Annotated in this window: 18 protein-coding genes and 1 pseudogene; 15 read left to right on the forward strand and 4 right to left on the reverse strand. The window is 36.9% G+C overall.

What is annotated here, in order from left to right:
- From RCH56_RS03095 to fni, 5 genes are all read left to right on the forward strand, one after another.
- On the forward strand, positions 1-354 hold the full coding sequence (locus tag RCH56_RS03095) for a hypothetical protein (RefSeq protein WP_297378195.1): 354 nt from the start codon (positions 1-3) through the stop codon (positions 352-354).
- Complete coding sequence (locus tag RCH56_RS03100; RefSeq protein ID WP_306483539.1) at positions 347-1,747, forward strand: S41 family peptidase; 1,401 nt, start codon at positions 347-349, stop codon at positions 1,745-1,747. The genes RCH56_RS03095 and RCH56_RS03100 overlap by 8 nt, the downstream gene beginning before the upstream one ends.
- Positions 1,748-1,858: 111 nt before the next feature.
- A complete protein-coding gene (locus RCH56_RS03105; RefSeq protein WP_306483540.1) occupies positions 1,859-3,130 on the forward strand; it encodes a Glu/Leu/Phe/Val dehydrogenase in 1,272 nt (423 codons plus the stop codon).
- A gap of 125 nt (positions 3,131-3,255) precedes the next feature.
- A complete protein-coding gene (locus tag RCH56_RS03110) occupies positions 3,256-4,476 on the forward strand; it encodes an LCP family protein (RefSeq protein WP_306483541.1) in 1,221 nt (406 codons plus the stop codon).
- A 10-nt stretch (positions 4,477-4,486) separates the two neighbouring features.
- The gene (fni, locus tag RCH56_RS03115; RefSeq protein ID WP_306483542.1) at positions 4,487-5,497 is read left to right on the forward strand and encodes a type 2 isopentenyl-diphosphate Delta-isomerase; all 1,011 of its coding nucleotides are present in this window, start codon (positions 4,487-4,489) and stop codon (positions 5,495-5,497) included.
- 55 nt (positions 5,498-5,552) lie between these two features.
- Here the strand turns inward: fni and RCH56_RS03120 are convergent, their stop codons facing one another.
- From RCH56_RS03120 to RCH56_RS03135, 4 genes are all read right to left on the reverse strand, one after another.
- Entirely contained in the window at positions 5,553-5,813 is a 261-nt protein-coding gene (locus RCH56_RS03120; protein ID WP_015777160.1) for a hypothetical protein, read from the reverse strand.
- Between the two features lie 9 nt (positions 5,814-5,822).
- Positions 5,823-6,926, reverse strand: coding sequence for a toxic anion resistance protein (locus tag RCH56_RS03125; RefSeq protein WP_306483543.1), 1,104 nt, complete (start codon positions 6,924-6,926; stop codon positions 5,823-5,825).
- A 1-nt stretch (position 6,927) separates the two neighbouring features.
- A complete protein-coding gene (locus RCH56_RS03130; protein WP_306483544.1) occupies positions 6,928-8,064 on the reverse strand; it encodes a 5-bromo-4-chloroindolyl phosphate hydrolysis family protein in 1,137 nt (378 codons plus the stop codon).
- Between the two features lie 91 nt (positions 8,065-8,155).
- Complete coding sequence (locus RCH56_RS03135) at positions 8,156-11,005, reverse strand: insulinase family protein (protein WP_306483545.1); 2,850 nt, start codon at positions 11,003-11,005, stop codon at positions 8,156-8,158.
- A 168-nt stretch (positions 11,006-11,173) separates the two neighbouring features.
- On the opposite strand from RCH56_RS03135, the gene RCH56_RS03140 reads away from it, so the two are divergent.
- From RCH56_RS03140 to RCH56_RS03185, 10 genes and pseudogenes are all read left to right on the forward strand, one after another.
- Positions 11,174-12,160 carry a Gfo/Idh/MocA family protein gene (locus tag RCH56_RS03140; protein ID WP_306483546.1) on the forward strand — a complete coding sequence of 329 codons (987 nt, stop codon included), beginning with the start codon at positions 11,174-11,176 and terminating at the stop codon, positions 12,158-12,160.
- 77 nt (positions 12,161-12,237) lie between these two features.
- A complete protein-coding gene (locus RCH56_RS03145; RefSeq protein WP_306483547.1) occupies positions 12,238-13,227 on the forward strand; it encodes a PTS sugar transporter subunit IIB in 990 nt (329 codons plus the stop codon).
- 11 nt (positions 13,228-13,238) lie between these two features.
- A pseudogene (locus RCH56_RS03150) lies at positions 13,239-14,054 on the forward strand (PTS mannose/fructose/sorbose transporter subunit IIC).
- A gap of 12 nt (positions 14,055-14,066) precedes the next feature.
- Positions 14,067-15,005 (forward strand): PTS system mannose/fructose/sorbose family transporter subunit IID, encoded by a 939-nt coding sequence (locus RCH56_RS03155; protein ID WP_105301249.1) that lies wholly within the window; start codon positions 14,067-14,069, stop codon positions 15,003-15,005.
- Positions 15,005-15,352, forward strand: a complete 348-nt coding sequence (locus tag RCH56_RS03160) for a DUF956 family protein (protein WP_297378248.1) — start codon at positions 15,005-15,007, stop codon at positions 15,350-15,352. The genes RCH56_RS03155 and RCH56_RS03160 overlap by 1 nt, the downstream gene beginning before the upstream one ends.
- 158 nt (positions 15,353-15,510) lie before the next feature.
- The gene (gene fusA / locus RCH56_RS03165) at positions 15,511-17,559 is read left to right on the forward strand and encodes an elongation factor G (protein WP_306483548.1); all 2,049 of its coding nucleotides are present in this window, start codon (positions 15,511-15,513) and stop codon (positions 17,557-17,559) included.
- Between the two features lie 28 nt (positions 17,560-17,587).
- Positions 17,588-19,576, forward strand: coding sequence for an alpha-amylase family glycosyl hydrolase (locus tag RCH56_RS03170; protein ID WP_306483549.1), 1,989 nt, complete (start codon positions 17,588-17,590; stop codon positions 19,574-19,576).
- The gene (locus tag RCH56_RS03175) at positions 19,573-20,094 is read left to right on the forward strand and encodes a GDSL-type esterase/lipase family protein (RefSeq protein ID WP_306483550.1); all 522 of its coding nucleotides are present in this window, start codon (positions 19,573-19,575) and stop codon (positions 20,092-20,094) included. The genes RCH56_RS03170 and RCH56_RS03175 overlap by 4 nt, the downstream gene beginning before the upstream one ends.
- Positions 20,087-20,938 carry a mechanosensitive ion channel family protein gene (locus tag RCH56_RS03180; protein ID WP_306483551.1) on the forward strand — a complete coding sequence of 284 codons (852 nt, stop codon included), beginning with the start codon at positions 20,087-20,089 and terminating at the stop codon, positions 20,936-20,938. The genes RCH56_RS03175 and RCH56_RS03180 overlap by 8 nt, the downstream gene beginning before the upstream one ends.
- Complete coding sequence (locus RCH56_RS03185) at positions 20,925-21,152, forward strand: DUF951 domain-containing protein (protein ID WP_015777174.1); 228 nt, start codon at positions 20,925-20,927, stop codon at positions 21,150-21,152. Before RCH56_RS03180 ends, RCH56_RS03185 begins: the two co-directional genes overlap by 14 nt.
- Positions 21,153-21,211: the final 59 nt, after the last annotated feature.

The following is a 21,211-nucleotide window of genomic DNA, read 5'->3' on the forward strand; positions in this document are numbered from 1 at the left end:
ATGCGAAAGAGAAATAAGAGAGAAAGAAATCTCATAAAAAGATATAACAACCTAGTAAAATTAAGCAGCCTCTTGTATTTTCTGGCAGGATGCGGCGTCCTTGCATTCGGCATTTATTATAGGGAGATTTTTGAGATAGTTTTTGGAGTCTTTGCCCTTGTATTTTCCTTCGCCAACCTTAAAAATAAAAACTATAGCCAAGCTTCTATCAGAAGACTTGAGCAGAATAGACTTTCTTTCATTATAGTGTTTATCATAATATATTCTCTGGTAAATCCTATAGGAAACATCCCCCTACTCTACGATCTCTACAAGAGAGATTTGGTATTAAATGGAGGATTTCTAGATGAATAAGAGATTAAAGCTTGTAACTATCATCCTATCTTTAATTCTCATGACTTCATGCGTTGGTAGAAGGCTTGATTCTATGAAAAGCAAAAGGGCCATGAGAGATTACGATAACTCAGGAATTATCCTATCTGATGGTAGCTTCTTCCCTGACAATATCACAGGCTTTACAGTTGATGAGTACCTAAAGTGGTATAAAAACCTTAACGAGCCCCTAAGACTTCAAGTCCCAAAGGCCCAAAGACCTAAAGAGTTAAGCAAGGAAGAAAGATTAGAAGATTTCGACTATTTCTTCAATCAAATTCAAAACAATTACCCCTTCTTTGGAGTTTTGAAGAGAAAACACAAGATAGACTTTCTAAATAATTATGATAAATACAAGAAGATGGTAGAAGGCTGCGAAAACGACGAAGACTTTAGGAAGGTTATGGAAGAGATTTGTGGAGATTTAAGGAATAATCATACAAGAATTGCCGATAAGGCCTATGTAGAAAAGACCCTCATATATTTTTCAAAAAACTGGAAGTCAGCTTCGATTTACTATGAATTTTTAAATCTAAACAGGCAGGTCGTAAGAAACAGATACGGCTTAGATGGAGTCCAAAGTGATGTAGAAAGTCCCTTGGGTCTTTCAAGAAGATCTGCTTTTTTTAAACCAGATACTACTAGTAACCTTGAATTCGAAGAAGCAAGCGATGATATAGCCATACTTAGGGTGAAATCTATGGCAGGAAGCGAGAAATATACTGAAGACCTCAAGGTCCTAAAAGAATTCTTAAAAAACAAACACCTCTACAAGGCCCTTGCAGTTGATATTAGGGGAAATGCCGGGGGTAATATGGAATATTGGCAAAACTTCCTCCTCCCAAAGCTTATCACTGGGCCAAAGTCTGTAACTAATAATCTATTTTTCAAAGAGTCCAACCAGGCAAAGCTTATGTTTTCTGACGATAGCTATAATGTCGAAAGACTTTCTAATGTGGATATATCGGCGATCAAACTCGATAATGAAGAAGACTTAAAGCGATTTGACTTTTACATGAAGGATATAATAACAGTAAACCCCGACACTTCAAGCAAGGACTATGGCTTTGATGGTTCTATGTATCTATTGGTAGATGGGAATGTATTTTCGGCAGCGGAAGGATTTGCTAACTTTATGAAGTATTCAAATACTGCAACCCTTATAGGAAATACAAGTGGTGGAGATGGGATAACCCTTGGGGTGATCAATTCTGTGATGCCTAACTCAGGCCTTGTCTTTACCTATACCAACACCCTAGGCTATGATCCAGCAGGGAAAATCAACGAGGAAAATCCAACGACTCCTGATATAATTTCATATTCCTACAGGGATAGCCTAACTACTATAGACAAGCTTCTAGGAGCTAAGGAGTAAAGAAGCTTCCAGGACTATAATATTTGTCTTGGAAGTTTTTATTTTTAGAAATTGACTAGTAATAGGTCTGTATGTATTATTATTAATAGAAAACAAATTAAGGAGCCAATAATGAGTGAGAAATTAGATATATTAGAAGCTACTAGAGATAGGTACAAGAAGGCTTGCAATAAGCTTAAGCTAGATTCTACTGTTTATGAAATATTAAAAGAGCCAGAAAGACTTATAGAAGTTGCTATTCCTGTAAAGATGGATGATGGTAAAACAAGGGTCTTCAAGGCCTTTAGATCAGCCCATTCTACCGCCCTAGGTCCATCCAAGGGTGGGATAAGATTTGATAAAAATGTTACAAGAGAAGAAGTGATGGCTCTTTCAATGATGATGAGTATCAAGGTCGCTCTTTTGGGACTTCCTTTAGGAGGTGGCAAGGGTGGTGTCATTGTAGATCCTAAAGAGCTTTCTGAAAGAGAAATCGAAAGCCTATCACGTGGTTTTGTTCGTGCTACTAATAATTATTTAGGAAGTAGAATAGATATTCCAGCTCCTGATGTAAATACAAATGCCAAGATTATGGGATATTTCATTGATGAATATGTAACTTTAAATGAGGGAAGGGAGGACATTGCGACCTTTACAGGAAAGCCCCTTGCCCTAGGAGGATCCTTTGCAAGAGACCAGGCGACAGGTTTTGGCGTAGCCCTTGCAGTAAAATATGCTTACGAAAGAAAAGATGAGAGCCTTGAAGGGAAAACATTTATTTGCCAAGGCTTTGGTAATGTAGGCTACTTCGCTGCTAAGTACATGACTGACTTTGGAGCAAGGCTAATTTCTGTAAATGCAAGTGATAGGAAGGCTCCTTCAGGTTCTTCTGCTATTATTAATGAAGATGGCCTAGATGTGGAGGAATTAAGGAAATTAAAAGAAGGTGGATCTTCAGTCCTAGACTACGCTGATTCTAAAAAGATTAGTAACGAAGAATTCTTTGCCCTAGATACAGATATAATCCTTCCTTGTGCTCTAGAAAATGTGATCACAGAGAAAATCGCAAAAACTATAAAGGCCAAGGTCATATCAGAGGGGGCAAATGGTCCAACAAGTCCAGGTGCAGCACAAGTCCTTGAAGATAAGGGGGTTACCCTTATACCAGATATCTTAGCCAACTCTGGTGGAGTCCTAGTAAGTCATTACGAATGGATCCAAAACCAAATTGGATATTATTTTGACTATGACAAGGTTAAGGATAAGGAAGAAGGAGATCTGCTTAGGGTCTTTGAAAGAATCTTCGATATGGCAGAAGAGGAAAATGTCGATTTGAGAGAGGCTTCCTTCATGGTGGCAATCAAATCCATGGCAGAAGCCCTCAAATACAAGGGAAGATATTAAAATCATAAGGGAGCTTAGGCTCCTTTTTTTAGAATATTAAGATTGGTTTTTCATCTTGTAGGAGTATTTATTTCGAATATAATAATAGCTAGAGAAGATTTACTAAAATTAGATAAGGAATGATAATGAAGATAAAAAGATTTGTGGCTGTAGTTTTTGTCGCAATAATAGCCTATTTTGGATCTAATACCATCCTTGATAGGCTTGAAAATAATGAACTTAAGAAAACCTATGGGGATGATTTCTCCTTTGATGACGATGCTATAGCAAGTAATGAACACGAACACCTATTTTTACTTGTTGGAGTAGATAAGAACTCAGACGATGATGACAATGATGATTTTACAAGAACTGATACCATAATGTTAGTCAAAGCTAATACTGAAACAGGTAAAATCGACATCTTATCTATACCAAGAGACTCCAGGGTTAAGATTAGACAAGAATTCGATAAGGTAAACCACGCTCACGCCTTCGGTGGAATAGAGCTTACCATTCAGACTCTAAGGAATTTCTTAGGGCTTGATATCGACTATTACGTCCAGGTAAACTATAAGGCTGTGGAAAATATAATAGATGCGTTAGGAGGGGTGGACTTCGATGTTCCTAAGGGAGTATCTATAGATGTAGGAAGCCTCAAGATTAGAGAAGGGATGAATCATTTCGACGGTCAACACGCCCTATGGTATTTAAGAACTAGGAAAATTTATGAAAACGGTGATATAGGTAGAGTTAAGGCCCAACAAGGCTTTATAAAGGCCATGGTAGATCAAATAGTAGAAAAGTCAGAAAATATCAATCTAACGACTTTTGTAACTAACTATTTAAAATATGTAAAAACTAACCTACCAATGTCAGTTCTTATGGATTTGACTAACAATATCGACAAATTCTCATCTGATAGTGTTTCAACATTTACAGTTCCAGGTAGAGAGCAAACTATGGAAGGGACTAGCTACTATCTACCAGAATTTGAGAAGACTTGGAGATTAGTAGATAAGGAGTTTGAAAACTTTAAGCTTAGAAATTGGGACAGGACCAAGGCGGGTATAGATGAGGATGGGAATATCCTAGATGGAAGAAAAAACCAAGTCAAAGAAGATCCAGTTCCACAGGCAGAAGTAGAGGCCCCTGTTAGGCAAGAAATAATAGAAGATACCGAACCACATTACTATGAACCAGCCCCTAGCTATGAGTACGAATATTATGAGCCAGAATATGTAGAAGAAGAGGTAGAAGAGGCTCTTCCTGAAGAAGCTCCTAAAGAAAAAGAAGAAAAGGAAGAAAGTCCAAAGGAAGCTGAGGAAAAGGTAGAAAAGTCTGATACTAGTGATAAAGATGAATGATAGGTGGGAAATGGAAGATAGAAGACGAAGAAAAGATGAACATATAGAAAATTATCTCAAAAGTGAAATCATAACAAATACCTTACTAGAAGATATCTACATTGAGCACAATGCTCTTTCTAATGTGAATATGGAAGAGATTGATACATCGATTGACTTTCTAGGGAGAACTATATCCATGCCCTTGATGGTTAACGCCATGACAGGAGGAGGAGAAGCTGGAAGTGATATTAACGAAGACCTATCCTCAATCTGTGAAGCAGTAGGCATACCCATGGCCTCAGGTAGTGAGGCTATAGCCATAAAGGATGAAGAAAGCCGTGATTCCTTCACTATCCTAAAGGATAAGAATATAATAAAAATAGGAAATCTAGGATCTGAGAGAAGCCTTGGAGATTTTATCTTCGCCAAAGATTTGATAGATGCAGACATTATGCAAGTCCACCTAAACATAGCCCAGGAGCTAGTCATGCCGGAAGGAGATAGGGACTTTAGTGGACTTGGTGAAAACATTAGAAATCTAGTAGAAAAGCTCGATATCCCTATTATAGTAAAAGAAACAGGATCAGGGATTTCTAAAAGTGTCGCCAGTAAGCTACTAGATATGGGAGTAGCATACATCGATGTAGCCGGAAAGGGTGGTACCAACTTCATAGAGATTGAAGATTTAAGAGATGTAGAAACAGACTTTTCTGAATTTTACGATTGGGGAATCCCTACAGCAAAGTCCATCATAGATGTAAGAAGTGTGTCGGAAGATGTCTTTATCATAGCATCTGGCGGGATAAGAAATGCGACAGATATCGTAAAATCAATTATCATAGGAGCTGACATGGCTGCTATGAGCGGAGAAGTCCTAAGATATCTCCTCCACGGAGGCTACGAGGTTTGCGAAGAATTCCTAAAAGATTTGCAATACAAGATGAAAATAATAATGTGCCTACTCGGAGTCAAAAACATAGAAGAATTGAAGAAAGTTGACTACAAGGTTATTGGCAGGCTTAAAGAATTATTAGACTAAAAATAGTCTATTAGAGGATTTTTTCCTTTAATAGACTATTTTTAAATAAAATATTTTAGCCTTGAAGGCCTTCGGCTTGTCTTTGCATATTTTCTACTACTATGTCGTGGATTTCTCCAAGGCTTGCTGCGTATTCCAAGACTTCCCAAGGTTTATTTGAGTGGAAGTGGATTTTTATTAGATCTTCATCTCCTACAGCAAGGAGGCTGTCTCCTTCTAGGTTTTCTGTTATATAGTCAAATATTTCGTCTTCATCTAGGTTCTCGCCTGCTATTAACATTTGGCAGTCGAATTTAAATTCTAATTGTTCAGTCATTTTATCTCCTTATTTGTTAAGATTTCTTTTTAGTTCCTCTTCTAAGCTTTTGATTTCAGCTTTGGCAAGCTCTCTATTCTTCTTACCCTCGATTTGGATATTTCTAACTTCCTCTATAGTTGAAATCAAAGCCTCGTTGGTATGTTTTATAGTATCTAGGTCGATTATTCCACGTTCTGTGGCCTTGGCTGTCTCGATTGTGTTTTGTTTTAGGGTATCTGCGTTTTTCCTTAAGAGATCATTGGTTAAGTCTGCAACTCTCTTTTGGGTCCTTATGGCTTGGTCGGTGTGATTCATACCGAGGGCTAGGACCATTTGGTTTTTCCAGAGTGGAATGGTGTTTACTATGGTTGTTTGAATTTTTTCTGCCATAATTGAGTTTGATGATTGGACCATCCTGATTTGTGGAGCCATTTGGATTGAGACCATTCTCGTAAGGTCCAAATCATGGAGCTTTTTCTCGAAGCGGTTGGCCTGAGCCTTTAGGTCGTTTACCTTCTGGGCGTCAAGAGGGAGATTAGACTCACGAGCCTTGGATTCAAGGGCAGGTATATCCTCGTTATATGTCGCCATAAGCTTTCTATTACCAGCTTCTATATACATTGAGATTTCCTTATAATAGTCTTCATTTAGCTCATACATCTGATCGAGCATGGAAATGTCTTTCATCAAGGTTATTTGATGGTTTTCTAAGATTTTGGATATATCACCAATGTTCTTCTCTGCTGATTGGTATTTGGATTTTAGGGCATCTAACTTGTTTACTTGTTTTTTAAAAAATCCCAAAGGTCCAGAAGTCTCTTCTTGATCCATTGACTTTATATCGACAACCAATTTGTCTAGGAGGCCTCCGATTTCTCCAAGGTCCTTGTTTCTTACGGTATCCAGGGTCTTTTCTGAGAAGTTTGAAATCTTCTTTTGGGCACCAGATCCGTATTGGAGGATTATATTTGTATCTTCTAGGTCGATTTTTTTGGAAAATTCATTGATCATCTTCTCTTCGTCAGGAGAAAATGTAATTTTATTTTCTACTAGATCAACTTCTTTATCACTTATAGTATCGAGCTTATCGTCTTCTGATACTCCGTCTAGTTTTAGTTCTATATCGCTCATATTAACTCCAATCATCTTCTGTTAGTCCCTCTTGTTTGAGCAAGAGGTTAATTGTGTCGATTTCCGTCTTTACATCCATGGTCCTGTCGTCTAGGAGGTCGATTTTCATCTTGTCGAAGGCTTCGGCTATGGTTTTGATTGATTCTTCGATATCTTCCATTGATTTTACTATCCTAGAATCGCTACTATTTACAAGCTCGAAGTCCCTGTAGGATTCGGCAAGCTTAAGGCTTGTTGGCAAGTAATAGGTCGAAAATTTGCCGAGACCTGTTGCCTTATCTGGATATTTTTCTATAATTTTTAGGATATCTGTAGAATTTTCTATTAGCTTTCCTAAAGACTCCTTAAAGCTAGGACTTTCTATCTCTTCGCTCTTCTCGCTTAACTTATCAAGAGATGAAATTGACTCGGCAATGATCTCTTGGGATCTTTCCTTATTTAGGTCCTCTACCGATAGGTTTTCCTCACTAGCTTCTACATCGTCAGTGAGGTTTTTCCTGTAAGAAGGAATCTTATCGAGCTTTTCCTTATATAGCTTGAAGGTTGGGATATCTAGGATAAATATCTTGCCATCTTCTACAATTCTTGCCTGTTTGAAGTAATTCTTCTTCATCATATAGAGGAGGTCCTTGGTGGTTTGCTCTTCACTTTGGGCAACCCCACTTGCCAGATCTCTAATGGACATTACCGTATTATCTCCAAGCTCTCTTAGAAATCTTACATAGTTATCGGATAGTCTCTTATACCTATTTCCTAATTTCCATAGTCCGTAGGGAACTGCTATAGTAAGGGCAAAAGATATAAGGGTAGCAAATAGCATAGTAAATCCGCCACCATAGGACATTTCTGTGAAGGAATCTATGGTTATTGCAAAAAAGCAAAGGGCAGAAATTATTGAAGCGATTTTTGCTAAAACGCTATATCCTGCTTGAGGTGGCTTTTGCTCACAAACTTTTGGATTTCTTGTCGCTGGCAAGTTTTTCTTACTAGAAGATGAGAAAGCTTTGATGGCTCCGTTGATTGAGTTTTTGATCTTTATTCCGATTTCTGCGAAAGGAATGTCATCAAAGTCGAAGTTTTCTATATCTTCTGCGTAGTTATAAAAAGATTTTTTGTGTTTTTTGTTTTTATCTGACATAATTCTTCCTTTTGTTTTCTTAATTACATCATACTACAAATCAAGATATTATAAAATTAATTCAAATATATTGTAATATAAATTAATTATATTAATCAGAAAGATCTATTACCTTATCGAATAAGTCTTTTTTCTCAAGGATTTTTCCTCTATTTCCGAAAACAAGGATATTATTGTAGGCGAGGGCCTTATCTAAAATATCTGCCAAGGCTCTTATATCAGATAAGTCTGCTTCTTTAATCTCTTTTAGGATTTCCTCTTCATCTTTAGGATTTTCCTTCTTGTAATTAACAAAGTCACTATCTGCCTTTTGGGAAGGAGACTTAGGTCTTAGAAACTTACCCATGGTGGATATTTGATGATTTGCGAAGTCCCTTTCGTCCATATCAAGATTTCTTGCGATTTCAGGTATCTCATCATAGTTTTCTAGAGTTTTTTCTATATTAGGGTCCCTGTAGGAGTAAGTTGAAAAAAGTGCTGACCTATCTATAATCATCCCTGCTCCGTAAGCTCCTCCCTTGGCTCTAATTAGCTCGTAGAGATAAGGATTTGATATTATTGAGCTTTCAAGAGATAAGCTTCCCTTATAGGAAAGATCTAAATCCTTAAGGTCTGCTGATTTGGAAATGTAATTTACACTTGCATCGGATGCTATGGCTTCCTTTATTGGAGTTTTGTTGAAAACTATAGATTTTTTATCGAAAGTTTTATTAAGGAAGGCAAATTCTTCTAATAAATTTTCCTTTAAACTTTCAAAATCCTTCCTATCTCCAGTAATATTTAAGGTCAGATCATTAGATAGGATTTTTCTATATAGATTTTCTAGCTCGATTCTAAAAGTATCAAAGTCTTCACTTGCTTTTTGGATAGCATCTTTTATGAAAAGATAGTAGTCGATTCCAGAAAGTTTCTCCTTGATATAAGATAGCTTATCTATATGGGAATTATTCCTATTTAAGGCTATGAGATGGCCCTGATCGTACATGGTTGACTCAAAGACTGACTTTCTTATCCTAAGAAGCTCGAGTATTCTTTTTTGATCATCAAAGATGGTATTTATCAAAAAGTCCTTCACTATTTCCACAGCTTTTTGGATATTTTCTCTAGTAGTCTTGAAAGTTACTTTAAAGTTGTTTTCTATTTTTTCATCATTTATCCTAATGCTTGCTATAGTAAAGTTTAGCCCTGTTAGATATTGCCATATTATATCATCTATATCCTTGTAGGAAATATTTTCCGTATCAATTGATCCTAATAGTTCTCCGATTAATTGGAGCTTTTGCATTTCATCTAAGCTTAAATGGTCTATATTAAAGTAAAGATTAGCATAGATCAGACCGCTTGTTTCAAGTTCATGGTAGACGAATTTAAACTTATCCTCATGGACTTCTCTAGGGATTTTAGGAAGAGTCGTAGGCACATCGCTTAGCTTAAGTCTTGGTATTGTAGCCTTCTCTTCTGGTGAGTTTTCCCTATTTTGATAATCTTTAAGGGCTTTTAGTTCACCTTCGATTTTTTTAAGAGTTTCAGGAGTCATTTCCTCGTTTAATTTACTGATTTTTTTATTAAATTCCTCATCTTGCTTTTTCCTATAATCACCATCAGCTCTTGCTATATGGACGAGCTTGGTCTTATTATTTAGGAAGTACTTCTGTATGAAATCCTCGTAATAACCAGTCCCGATTAGCTTTTTTAGCTCATCTAGAGTATCGACCATCCTATATACAGAAAAGACATCAGCATCTGGATTTGTCATAAGTAAATAGGAAAGTCCACGACTAGCATCGTTTAAGCTCTCCCTTTGGGCAAAATCAAAGATAGAAAAGGCAGACTTAAGACTTTCTATAGAAAGATTTTTGCTTGCTTCTTCTAAGCCCTTCTCTATTATTTCTACAAATTGATCGACCTTACCTCCGTCAGTCTTTTGGGCTTGGATTAGGACGGAGGACCTATTGCCGTAGCCTGGCCTTGCGTAGAAGTACTCTGGAGCAAGTTTCTCATTAATTTCATTTCTAATCTTTGATGAGTCCATATTAAAGATGGTATTTACAAGGATAGAAAGGGTGAGATAGTCTTTGCTATCGAGGGCAGAGCTTGCAAGAAAGGCATAGGAAAGATAGTCGGAGTCCTCCTCAATTTTGCTTGCTGGATAAGTGCCTTCGATTATTTCAGGATAGTAATTTTCCTTGACTTCTATCTCATTATCAAATTCCTTAAAGTCATACTTGCTTAGATACTCTTCGTCCAAGCGGGTAAGGAGTGGGTCGATGTCCATATTTCCATAGAAATAAATTAGTGAGTTCGATGGTTGGTAGTGGTTTTTATAAAAATCAACAAACTCATCATAGGTCAAATCACCGATTTCTCTAGGATTACCACCAGATTCATATTCGTAAGGGCTACCCTTATATAAAAGCGAATTTATATCGTTATAGATTAGACTTTCAGGATCAGACAAGGCTCCCTTCATCTCGTTATAGACAACTCCAGAGATGCCGGTGATTTTCCCATCTTCCATTTCATAGTGCCAGCCCTCTTGATCTAGGATTTCCTTTTTCTCTATGGCTAGGGGATTAAAGACTGCATCTAGGTACACATCAACTAGGTTAGAAAAGTCCTTATCGTTTTCACTTGATACAGGATAGACGGTCTTGTCAGGATAGGTCATGGCATTTAGGAAAGTCTCGAGGCTTGATGAAGCCATATCCATAAAGGGGTCCTTGGTCTTGTATTTTTTTGAGCCATTAAGGACAGAGTGCTCCATGATATGAGCCTTGCCCTTAGAGTCTGTCGGTGGTGTCTTAAAGCTTATAGCAAAAGTCTTATTTTCGTCACAAGTTTTAACATATATAATATTGGCCTTAGTCTTTTCATGTTCATAGAGAAAAACTGTTAGGCCTAAGTTTTCAAATTCTTCTTTCTTTAATAAATTGTAAGTCATATTTCCTCCATTTGTATTACTATACTACTTATGAATTCTAGTAAATAATAATATGGAAGGATCTTTTCGTTATATAATTAAAACTTATGAAAAGATATTGTCGCATTATAAAATTTAGGTTATCATATTAGAGTAAGTTTACTAAGAAAATCATTGAAAGGATGAGTTATGAAGCTTGGAATAATTGGTGCCGGCAAAATTGTCGGCGGATTTTTATCTTTTGCAGTAGATATTGAAGAAATCGACCTTGTAGCGATTGCTGCTACTAAAAGAAGCGAGGATAAGCTAAGAAAGCTTTCTACAAGATATAATATTGACAAGTTTTATGTGGATTATAGAAAATTAATAGAAGATGAGAATGTAGAGGTAGTCTATGTCGCTCTTCCCAATATCCTCCACTATGAAGTGATGGATTACGTAATAGAATTAGGCAAGGATATTATTTGCGAGAAGCCTTTCTGTGGAAACTTAAAGGAGAGTGAGGAAATTTTTGCTAGGGCCTTTGCTAAAGGACTAATAGTTCTTGAGGCAGCAAGCCATAGATTTATTCCTAATGCTCTAGCTGTAAGAGATGAGCTTAAGAAGTTGGGAGATATAAAAATCGTCTCATTCAACTATTCCCAATATTCTTCTAGATACGATAAGTTCAAAGAAGGGGATATCGCACCAGTATTTGATAAGTCGATGAATGGTGGGGCTCTTATGGATATCAATTTCTATAATGTAGATTACCTTTCTATGCTTTTTGGAAGGCCAAAGGCTGTGGAGTATTTTCCTAATATGGAAAAGGGGATTGATACATCAGGCATCCTTTACCTAGACTATGGGGACTTTAAGGCTATTGCCATAGGCAGCAAGGACTCAGATGCAAGTCTAGTTAATACTATTCAAACAGATAGGGGAAGTATAGAGATAACTGACGCTATCAATTCTTTTTCGTCCTTTAGGATTAAACAATCAGCTAAGAATGTTTTTAGAGAAGTAAACTTAAATCAACCTTGTCACAGGATGGTCTATGAATTTAGACAGTTTCAACAAATCATAAGTCAAAGGGATATGAAAAAGGCAAGAGCACTTTCTAAGATAAGTCTTGATACTTCCTGGATTTTGACAGAAGCTAGGAAGTTTGCTGCTATAGATTTCCCAAATGATTGAATAATTTATAGATTCTTGTGCAAAGTGTTATAATATAGATATGGTACGAATGTATTATTAGAAAGAAAGGAGTTCGTATGGTAGGAATAATACTCGCAAGCCACGGCGGTTTTGCCGATGGTATCAAAGAATCCGCTCAAATGATCTTTGGCGAGCAAGAAAAATTCGAATCAGTATGCCTACTTCCTTCAATGGGGCCCGATGATTTTAGAGCAAATCTCGAAAAAGCCATTGAAAACTTAAATACTGAAGAGATTCTCTTCTTGGTTGACCTTTGGGGCGGTACACCATTTAACCAAAGCTCAAATTTATTTGAGGGAAACGAGGATAAATGGGCAATTGTTGCTGGCATGAACCTTCCTATGGTCATAGAAGCTTTAAGCGAGAGATTTACTGCAGAGAAATCTCACGATATAGCAAAGGCTATAGTAGGATCAGCCAAAGAAGGAGTTAAGATTAAGCCGGAAGAGCTTAATCCAGTAGAAGAAGCTATTACAGAAGTCAAGGAGGATAATATCCCTAAGGGATCTATCCCAGAAGGAACAGTTCTTGGAGATGGTAAGATCGATATTGGTCTTGCAAGAATAGATACAAGACTTCTTCACGGACAAGTCGCTACGAGCTGGACCAAATCAGTAAAACCTGACAGAATCATCGTAGTAAGTGATAGCGTAAGTAAAGATGAACTAAGAAAAAGCATGGTAATGGAAGCGGCTCCTCCAGGAGTTAAGGCTCACGTAATTCCTATTTGGAAGATGAAGGAGATTATGGATGATCCACGTTTTGGGTCAACTCGTGCTTTATTATTGTTTGAAAAACCACAAGATGTCCTAGAATTTTTAGAACTAGGCGGAAAGCTAGATAAGGTTAATCTAGGATCAATGGCTTATAAACAAGGAGATATCAACCTTACAAATGCTGTTTCTATGAATGCTGACGATGTAAAATGTTTTGACAAAATTCTAGAACATGGGATAAAGATCGATGTCAGAAAAGTTCCAGCAGACAAGAATGAAAATTTCGACAATTTGATGAAAAAAGCTAAAAGAGAATTAAATATTAATTAATAGGAGAAATTATGAATATACTTAATGTTATTTTAATCGTCCTTGTAGCTTTTCTTGCAGGATGTGAAGGAATCTTAGACCAATTCCAATTTCACCAACCACTTGTTGCTTGTACCCTAATAGGGCTTGTAACAGGTCACCTAAAGGAAGGCATAATCTTGGGCGGTTCTTTACAATTGATAGCCCTCGGTTGGGCAAACGTAGGTGCGGCAGTCGCCCCAGATGCAGCTCTCGCATAAGTAGCTAGTGCTATTATAATGGTCCTTGCCCTAGAAGGAGGAAGCGAAAATGTAACTAGTGCGATCAATACTGCTATTACGCTTGCAATCCCACTTTCTGTAGCAGGACTATTCCTTACAATGATAGCAAGAACTCTAGCTATCCCAATGGTTCACGGAATGGATGCAGCAGCAGAAAACGCTGACTTTAGAAAGATTGAAGTTCTTTCATGGATGGGTGTATGTATGCAAGGACTTAGAATTGCAATACCAGCCCTCGTTCTTTGCTTTATCCCACCAAAGGTAGTAACTGATGCCCTAAACTCTATGCCAGACTGGCTAACAGGAGGAATGGCAGTTGGTGGTGGAATGGTAGCAGCTGTAGGTTATGCCATGGTTATCAACATGATGAGCACAAAGGAAACTTGGCCATTCTTTGCCCTAGGTTTTGTCTTCGCTGCAATCGATCAAATCACCCTAATAGGCCTTGGTGTTATAGGTGTTGTACTTGCGATTGTATATATGACTCTTAAAAATCTTGCTACAAGTAACCAAGGTGGAGGACAAGGTTCAGGCGATCCTCTAGGCGATATCATAAACGATTATTAAAAAGGAGCAATTATGACTGAAAACATAAACAATAATGAAGAAAGAATTGTCCTAAATCAATCTGTTCGTAGGAAGGTATGCAACCGTCACCAATTCCTCCAAGGAACTTGGAACTACGAGAGAATGCAAAATGGTGGTTGGGCCTTCTCAATGATTCCTGCTATCAAGGCTTTATATAAGGACAAAGAAGATCAAAAACTAGCCCTAAAAAGACACCTTGAGTTCTACAACACCCACCCATACGTATCAAGTCCAGTAATGGGAGTAACCCTTGCTATGGAAGAAGAAAGAGCAAATGGAACTCCAATTGATGATGCGGCAATAAACGGTGTTAAGGTTGGTATGATGGGACCACTTGCAGGTGTAGGAGATCCAGTATTCTGGTTTACCCTAAGACCAATTCTAGGAGCTCTAGGAGCATCCCTAGCTCTTTCAGGAAACCCACTAGGTCCAATAATATTCTTTGTATTTTGGAATCTAATAAGATATATATTTGAGTGGAAGACTCAAGAGATGGGCTATAGGGCAGGTAACGAAATAACAAAAGACCTATCTGGAGGACTTCTAGGTAGAGTTACCCTTATGGCTTCAATCCTAGGTATGTTTATAGTAGGAGCCCTAGTGCAAAGATGGGTATCAATCAACTTCACAGTAAATGTATCAGAAATTACTCAACAACCAGGTTCATATATCGACTGGGCATCTCTTCCAGCTGGAGCTGAAGGAATCAAAGAAGCCCTAACTCAATACCATAACATAGGTGCTACAGCCCTAGATCCAGTAAAGGTAACAACCCTACAAGATAACTTGGATAGCTTGATTCCAGGTCTTGTACCACTTTTACTAACTTTAGGAATCTGTAAACTTCTAAAGAAAGATGTATCTCCAATTGCTATAATAGTTGCTCTATTCGTAATAGGAATCATCGCTAGATTCTTTGGAATTATGTAATGGTTCAATCGCAAAATACCAAAGTCGATTTAACTATCCCTGCCACTAACCTAAATGGCCTTACTTCTCAAGGTAAGGTCATGGTTGGTGATAGGGCTTTTGAATATTACAATGACAGGAACAAGGCTGATTTTATCCAAATACCTCGGAAAGAAATTAGGCTTGTGACTGCAGCTGTTATCTTTAAGAAGAAAATCACGAGATTTGCCATTCATACCAAAAGCAATGGAGATTTTATTTTCTCTACTAGAGATAACAAGAAAACCCTAAGAGCTATAAATAAATATATAGCGGACGATAAACTAAGGAAGTCTCTAACTGTATTAGATTATCTAAAAAGAAAATAATCCTTTAAGCCCCTGATTTGGGGCTTTTTTCATTGACTTTGTGAAAACATTTTCTAATTAGTGGATAAATTTTTCGTTTTGCTATATAATTATAGTATAAATTTTAAAAAGAGCATTTTATTATACAAAAGAATAAATGTTTTCACAAAGGAGTAAATATGAAAAATTATGACACATCAAAAATCAGAAATTTAGCTTTAGTCGGTCACTCCAAAGCAGGTAAGACCTCTTTGACAGAATCACTATTATTTAAAACTGGTGTGATCGATAAAAAGGGAAAGGTTGAAGAAGGGACAACTGTTTCAGATTATGAAACACAAGAAAAGAAGAGAAATATTTCCCTCCAAACTTCAATAGTTCCAATCGAATATGATGATTTCAAGATTAATTTTATAGATTCTCCTGGATTTTTTGATTTTGAAGGTGAAGTTTTGCAAGCTCTAAGAGCAGCAGAATCAGCACTTTTTGTTATAGATGGGGAAAGTGGTATAGAAGTAGGAACTGAAAAATACTGGAAATACACCCAAGAGATCAACCTACCTTCTATAATTTTCGTAAATAAATTAGACAAAGAGAACGCCAACTTCAACAAGGCTGTTTCAGATCTGCATATAGAATTTGGCAAGAAAATTATCCCTCTAACCTTGATGTTAGGTGAAGGAGAAGACTTCGAAGGTATTATCGATGTAATCGATAAAAAAGCCTACACTTATGAAAATGATGAGAAAAAGGAAGTGGAAATTCCTGAAATAAGAATGGCAGAGGTTGAAGAAGTCTACAACCAAGTCATAGAAGCTGTTGCTGAATCAGATGATAGCCTAATGGAGAAATTCTTTGAGGGAGAAGAATTCTCAGAAGAAGAATTTATGAAGGGTTTATCAAAGGCGATACTAGAAGGAGATGTAGTTCCTCTTATAGCAGGTTCTAGCGAAAAACAAATTGGCCTAACTTCACTTCTTGACTGCATAATAAAATACATGCCAGCAATTGACGATGAGGCAGCAAATATAGGCTACAGGGTAAAAGAAGGCTATGAAGCATTCGAACCAAATAAAGATGCACCTTTCTCTGCTGTAGTATTTAAGACAATAGCAGATCCATTTGTAGGTAAAATTTCTATCTTTAAAGTCCTATCAGGAACTATAAATAAAGACGATAAGATATATAATGTAAGTAAGGACGTGGAAGAGAAAGTAGCAAATCTCTTTGTCCTTAGAGGTAAGGAACAAATAAAAGTAGATAAGCTAGTAGCAGGAGATATAGGAGCCTTCTCTAAGGTAGATTCTGCATCAACTGGTGACAGCTTAGCTACTAAGGAAAACAAAATAGAATATAAGAGAATCAAATATCCTCAAGCTGTTTTATCTTTCGCTATCAAGGCCCTAAGCAAAAATGACGAGGATAAGATTTCAGAAGCCTTACAAAAGCTTGCTGAAGAAGATCCAACCTTCAAGGAAGAAAGAAATCAAGAGACAAGCCAATCTATCATATCAGGACTTGGTAATGTCCAACTAGAAGTCTTGATGGATAAACTAAAAGATAACTACTCAGTAAATACAGAAGTCGTAGAATACAAGATTCCTTATAGGGAAACTATTAAGTCCAAATCAGATGTTCAAGGAAAGCACAAGAAACAATCCGGTGGTGCAGGCCAATACGGAGATGTATTTATAAGATTTGAACCGATTGATGAAGACTTCGTATTTGACGAAGAAGTATTCGGTGGAGCAGTTCCTAAAAACTACTTCCCAGCTGTAGAAAAAGGTCTAGTAGAATCCCTAGCAGAAGGACCACTAGGCGGCTATAAAGTTACTGGAATCAAGGCGACTTTATATGATGGATCCTACCACCCAGTAGATTCAAATGAACAAGCCTTCAAAACTGCTGCAAAAATTGCTTTCAAGAAGGGTATAGAAGAAGCAGATCCTATTTTACTAGAACCTGTAATGAAACTTGAAATAAATGTTCCAGATGCTAACATGGGTGATGTGATGGGAGATATGAACAAGAGACGTGGAAGAATCCTCGGTATGGAGCCACAAGCAGACGGAAGTCAAGTAATCCTTGCCGAAGCTCCACTAGCAGAAGTTCTAACTTATGCAATTGATTTAAGAAGTCAAACATCAGCACGTGGTTCATTCTCAATGGAATTTGTAAGATACGAAGAAGTACCAAAAGAGATAACAGCAAAAGTATTGGAAAAATAATTATAGAAAAGAAAGTAAGGAGTATGCTATGGCAAAGTGGGAAATATTAAATATAGATCCTTGGCTTAAAGATTACGAAAATGATATTAATTTGAGGATGGAATCTTACGAAAGGCAAAAAGAAAAACTTTTAGGAGATGGAAAAGGACTCACCGAATTTGCCAATGCACATAACTATTACGGCTTTCACAAGACAAAAACTGGCTGGATATATAGGGAATGGGCTCCTAATGCAGATGGTCTCTACCTTATAGGTGACTTTAATGGATGGGACAGACGTTCCCATCCTCTTACAAAAATAAATGAAGAAGATTGGGAAATCGAGATAAAGGGAATAAGGACTCTCCCTCACAAATCAAGGATCAAGGTCTTGGTAGATGCAAATGGAGCCATAAGAGATAGGATTCCTTTGTATGCTACTAGAGTTGAGAGAAACGAAGATCTTGACTATGCGGCCCTTATCCAAAATCCTAGGAAGAAATTCAAATGGGAAGATGATGACTTCAAAATCCAAAAAGACGATCTTTTAATATATGAGGCCCATATAGGAATGGCTGGAGAAGAGGGAAAGGTTTCTTCTTACAAGGAATTTGAGAAAAATGTCCTTCCGAGAATAAAAAAGGACGGATACAATACAATCCAACTTATGGCCATAGCAGAGCACCCTTACTACGGGTCTTTTGGCTATCAAGTATCGAATTTCTTCGCTACAAGCTCTTGGTATGGAGAAAATGACGAATTAAAATCACTGGTAAATTCCTGCCACAAGGAAGGCATCAATGTGATAATGGACTTGGTTCATTCCCACTCTGTAAAAAATACAGCTGAAGGCATCAATGAATTTGATGGAACAAGCTACCAGTTCTTCCATGATGGAGATAAAGGAAATCACCCTGATTGGGATTCCAAATTATTCGACTACAAAAAACCAGGAGTATGCCATTTTCTCCTATCAAATATAAAATATTGGCTAGAGGAATACCATTTCGATGGATTTAGATTTGATGGTGTAACTTCTATGATTTACAAAGATCACGGAAGAGGAGAGGTGTTTGACTCATATTCCAAATACTTCTCTATGAATACAGACATAGAAGCCATAAACTACTTACAGCTTGCTAATGAGCTTATAAGTGAAATTAAAAAAGATGCCATAACAATAGCTGAAGATATGAGCGGTATGCCAGGAATGTGCCTTCCTATAGAATATGGAGGAGTTGGCTTTGACTATAGACTTGCTATGGGCATGCCGGATTTCTGGGAGAAATCTCTAGAAAAACGAGACGAAGATTGGGACCTATCTAAGATGTGGTATGAACTATCAACTCACAGACCAGAAGAAAAGAGAGTATCCTACGTAGAAAGCCACGACCAGGCTCTGGTAGGATCAAAGACTACAATATTTAGGCTAGCCGATCAAGAAATGTATTGGAATATGAGAAAAGATGACCATAACATGATTATCGATAGGGCGATTGCCCTTCACAAGATGATAAGATGGATTACAATATCCATGGGTGCTGATGCTTATCTTAATTTCATGGGTAACGAATTCGGACATCCTGAATGGATCGACTTTCCGAGAGAAGGTAATGGATATTCCTATCATTATGCTAGACGCCAATGGTCCTTAGCTGACTCCAAAGATTTAAAATATCAATTTTTAAACAATTTCGACAATGCCATGCTTGAATTTTCTAAGAAAAACAGTCAGCTAGCGGGTGAAACATACAGGTTGTGGATAGATAATGATAGGAAAATTATAGCCTTCAGAAACAAGGATATAGTGTATATATTTAACTTCCACCCAGAAAACTCCTACGAATCTTTCCAATTGCCAATCCACGATATAGGAGAATTTAAGGTTTTTATGGATACAGACGAAGGAAGATTTGGAGGGTTTGATAGGATAAGTCACGACTTTATCTATCACTCAGAAAAGCTTTCTGGAACTGACTATGACGGTATCAAGATCTACATCCCATCAAGAACGGGTCTTGCCTTGAAGAAGATATGACAAAGATAATATGCTTAGGCGATTCATTCACACAAGGCTATCTTGTAGAAGATAAAAACTATACCCGCTTTCTCGAGAAGGCGGGCTTTCTAGTTAGAAACCTAGGTGTTAATGGATCAACAACTGAGGAAATGTTAGCAAGATACAAAAAATTTAAGGCGGATGAAGATAATGATATATTAGTGGTGTTTGGTGGGACTAATGACTTTTTGAATGGAGTATCTGCAGAGTTTGCCTATAGAAATCTAAAAAGTATACTAGAAATGTCGGATGTTTCAAAAAAAATTCTGATAATCCCTAGTTATGTTGAAGAGGAAAGCATATTTCCAACCTACAAAATGACTAACGATAAAATAGACTTACTCTATGAGATTTTCAAAGAAGATTTATCACATAGGAAGGATACTTATATGATAGATGCAAGGAAGGTCCATGGAAGATTTATTGACGGCATACATTTAGCTAGTGATTTTCACGAAAAGTTAACGGAAGAGATATTAAGGATAATAAATGATTGATCAAATAGAAGATACACAAGTTGTAAGAGATTTGATGAAAAATAGGATCATATTCGCCCTTGTAGCCATAGCAATAATTTTCATTGCTAGCAAAATTATATTGAAGGTCCTAAAAAAATTGGTTAATAAGTTGCTAGAAGGAAAAGCTGTTCAAAAATCATCTCTTAATCAAAACATGGTAAACACCATATCAAATGCTATATATTCAGTTATAAGAGTGGTGATAATATTTATAGCAATAACCCTAATACTAGATTTGTTTGGAATAAACACCTCAACCCTAATAGCAACAGCAGGAGTTGGAGGTGTGGCGCTAGCTTTAGGGACTCAAACTGTCATTGAAGATTTCATAAAAGGAATCCTAATCATAGTAGATGATAAGATAAGAGTTGGAGAATGGATAAAGGTAGCAGGTATAGAAGGAGAAGTTGAAGACTTAGACTTTAGAGTAACAAAAGTAAGAGATTTTAACGGATCGCTTCATATAATACCAAATTCACAAATAACCAGTGTCCAAAATTTTAATAGGGGAGAAATGATTGCTGATACGACATTTTCAGTATCATATGATACACCTCTAGATGAAATAAAAGACATGGTCGATGATATCAGTATGAAGCTAGCAAACAAAGAAGAAAATAAAGGACTATTTAAAGAGAGATTTAAGATTTTTGAAATCAATTCTCTAGAAGCCTTCTCTTATAAGGTGAGAATTACTGCAACAGTAAAAGATGGTGAGCAATGGCAAATAGGAAGACAGGCTCGTGAGATGATAAAATATGAAATGGAAAAAAGAAAAATAAAAAGCGCCCTAGTGGAGTATGAAGAAAATGAAGAAATATAAAGTAGACGATATAGTAAGTCTAAAAAAAGGTCATCCATGCGGAGAAAACTTATGGCAAATCCAAAGAATGGGAGCAGACATAAAACTAAAATGTCTAGGTTGCGATAAAAATATATGGATGAAAAGATTAGACTTTGATAAAAAAATAAGAAAAATAAAAGATAAAGATGGAAAGATGGTAGCCATAGTCAACTATAATCCCGAAGAAGAATAAGTAAAAATCGCCGTTTAAAAGAAATCGGCGATTTTTTTAATAAAAAATTTGACAAAAGG

Source organism: Anaerococcus sp. (genome assembly GCF_030825785.1).
Lineage (GTDB): Bacteria > Bacillota > Clostridia > Tissierellales > Peptoniphilaceae > Anaerococcus.

Bases quoted from the DNA above. Each gene is read 5' to 3' on its own strand.
- RCH56_RS03095 (WP_297378195.1), top strand. From the start codon at position 1: ATGCGAAAGAGAAATAAGAGAGAAAGAAATCTCATAAAAAGATATAAC.
- RCH56_RS03100 (WP_306483539.1), top strand. From the start codon at position 347: ATGAATAAGAGATTAAAGCTTGTAACTATCATCCTATCTTTAATTCTC.
- RCH56_RS03105 (WP_306483540.1), top strand. From the start codon at position 1,859: ATGAGTGAGAAATTAGATATATTAGAAGCTACTAGAGATAGGTACAAG.
- RCH56_RS03110 (WP_306483541.1), top strand. From the start codon at position 3,256: ATGAAGATAAAAAGATTTGTGGCTGTAGTTTTTGTCGCAATAATAGCC.
- fni (WP_306483542.1), top strand. From the start codon at position 4,487: ATGGAAGATAGAAGACGAAGAAAAGATGAACATATAGAAAATTATCTC.
- RCH56_RS03120 (WP_015777160.1), bottom strand. From the start codon at position 5,813: ATGACTGAACAATTAGAATTTAAATTCGACTGCCAAATGTTAATAGCA.
- RCH56_RS03125 (WP_306483543.1), bottom strand. From the start codon at position 6,926: ATGAGCGATATAGAACTAAAACTAGACGGAGTATCAGAAGACGATAAG.
- RCH56_RS03130 (WP_306483544.1), bottom strand. From the start codon at position 8,064: ATGTCAGATAAAAACAAAAAACACAAAAAATCTTTTTATAACTACGCA.
- RCH56_RS03135 (WP_306483545.1), bottom strand. From the start codon at position 11,005: ATGACTTACAATTTATTAAAGAAAGAAGAATTTGAAAACTTAGGCCTA.
- RCH56_RS03140 (WP_306483546.1), top strand. From the start codon at position 11,174: ATGAAGCTTGGAATAATTGGTGCCGGCAAAATTGTCGGCGGATTTTTA.
- RCH56_RS03145 (WP_306483547.1), top strand. From the start codon at position 12,238: ATGGTAGGAATAATACTCGCAAGCCACGGCGGTTTTGCCGATGGTATC.
- RCH56_RS03155 (WP_105301249.1), top strand. From the start codon at position 14,067: ATGACTGAAAACATAAACAATAATGAAGAAAGAATTGTCCTAAATCAA.
- RCH56_RS03160 (WP_297378248.1), top strand. From the start codon at position 15,005: ATGGTTCAATCGCAAAATACCAAAGTCGATTTAACTATCCCTGCCACT.
- fusA (WP_306483548.1), top strand. From the start codon at position 15,511: ATGAAAAATTATGACACATCAAAAATCAGAAATTTAGCTTTAGTCGGT.
- RCH56_RS03170 (WP_306483549.1), top strand. From the start codon at position 17,588: ATGGCAAAGTGGGAAATATTAAATATAGATCCTTGGCTTAAAGATTAC.
- RCH56_RS03175 (WP_306483550.1), top strand. From the start codon at position 19,573: ATGACAAAGATAATATGCTTAGGCGATTCATTCACACAAGGCTATCTT.
- RCH56_RS03180 (WP_306483551.1), top strand. From the start codon at position 20,087: ATGATTGATCAAATAGAAGATACACAAGTTGTAAGAGATTTGATGAAA.
- RCH56_RS03185 (WP_015777174.1), top strand. From the start codon at position 20,925: ATGAAGAAATATAAAGTAGACGATATAGTAAGTCTAAAAAAAGGTCAT.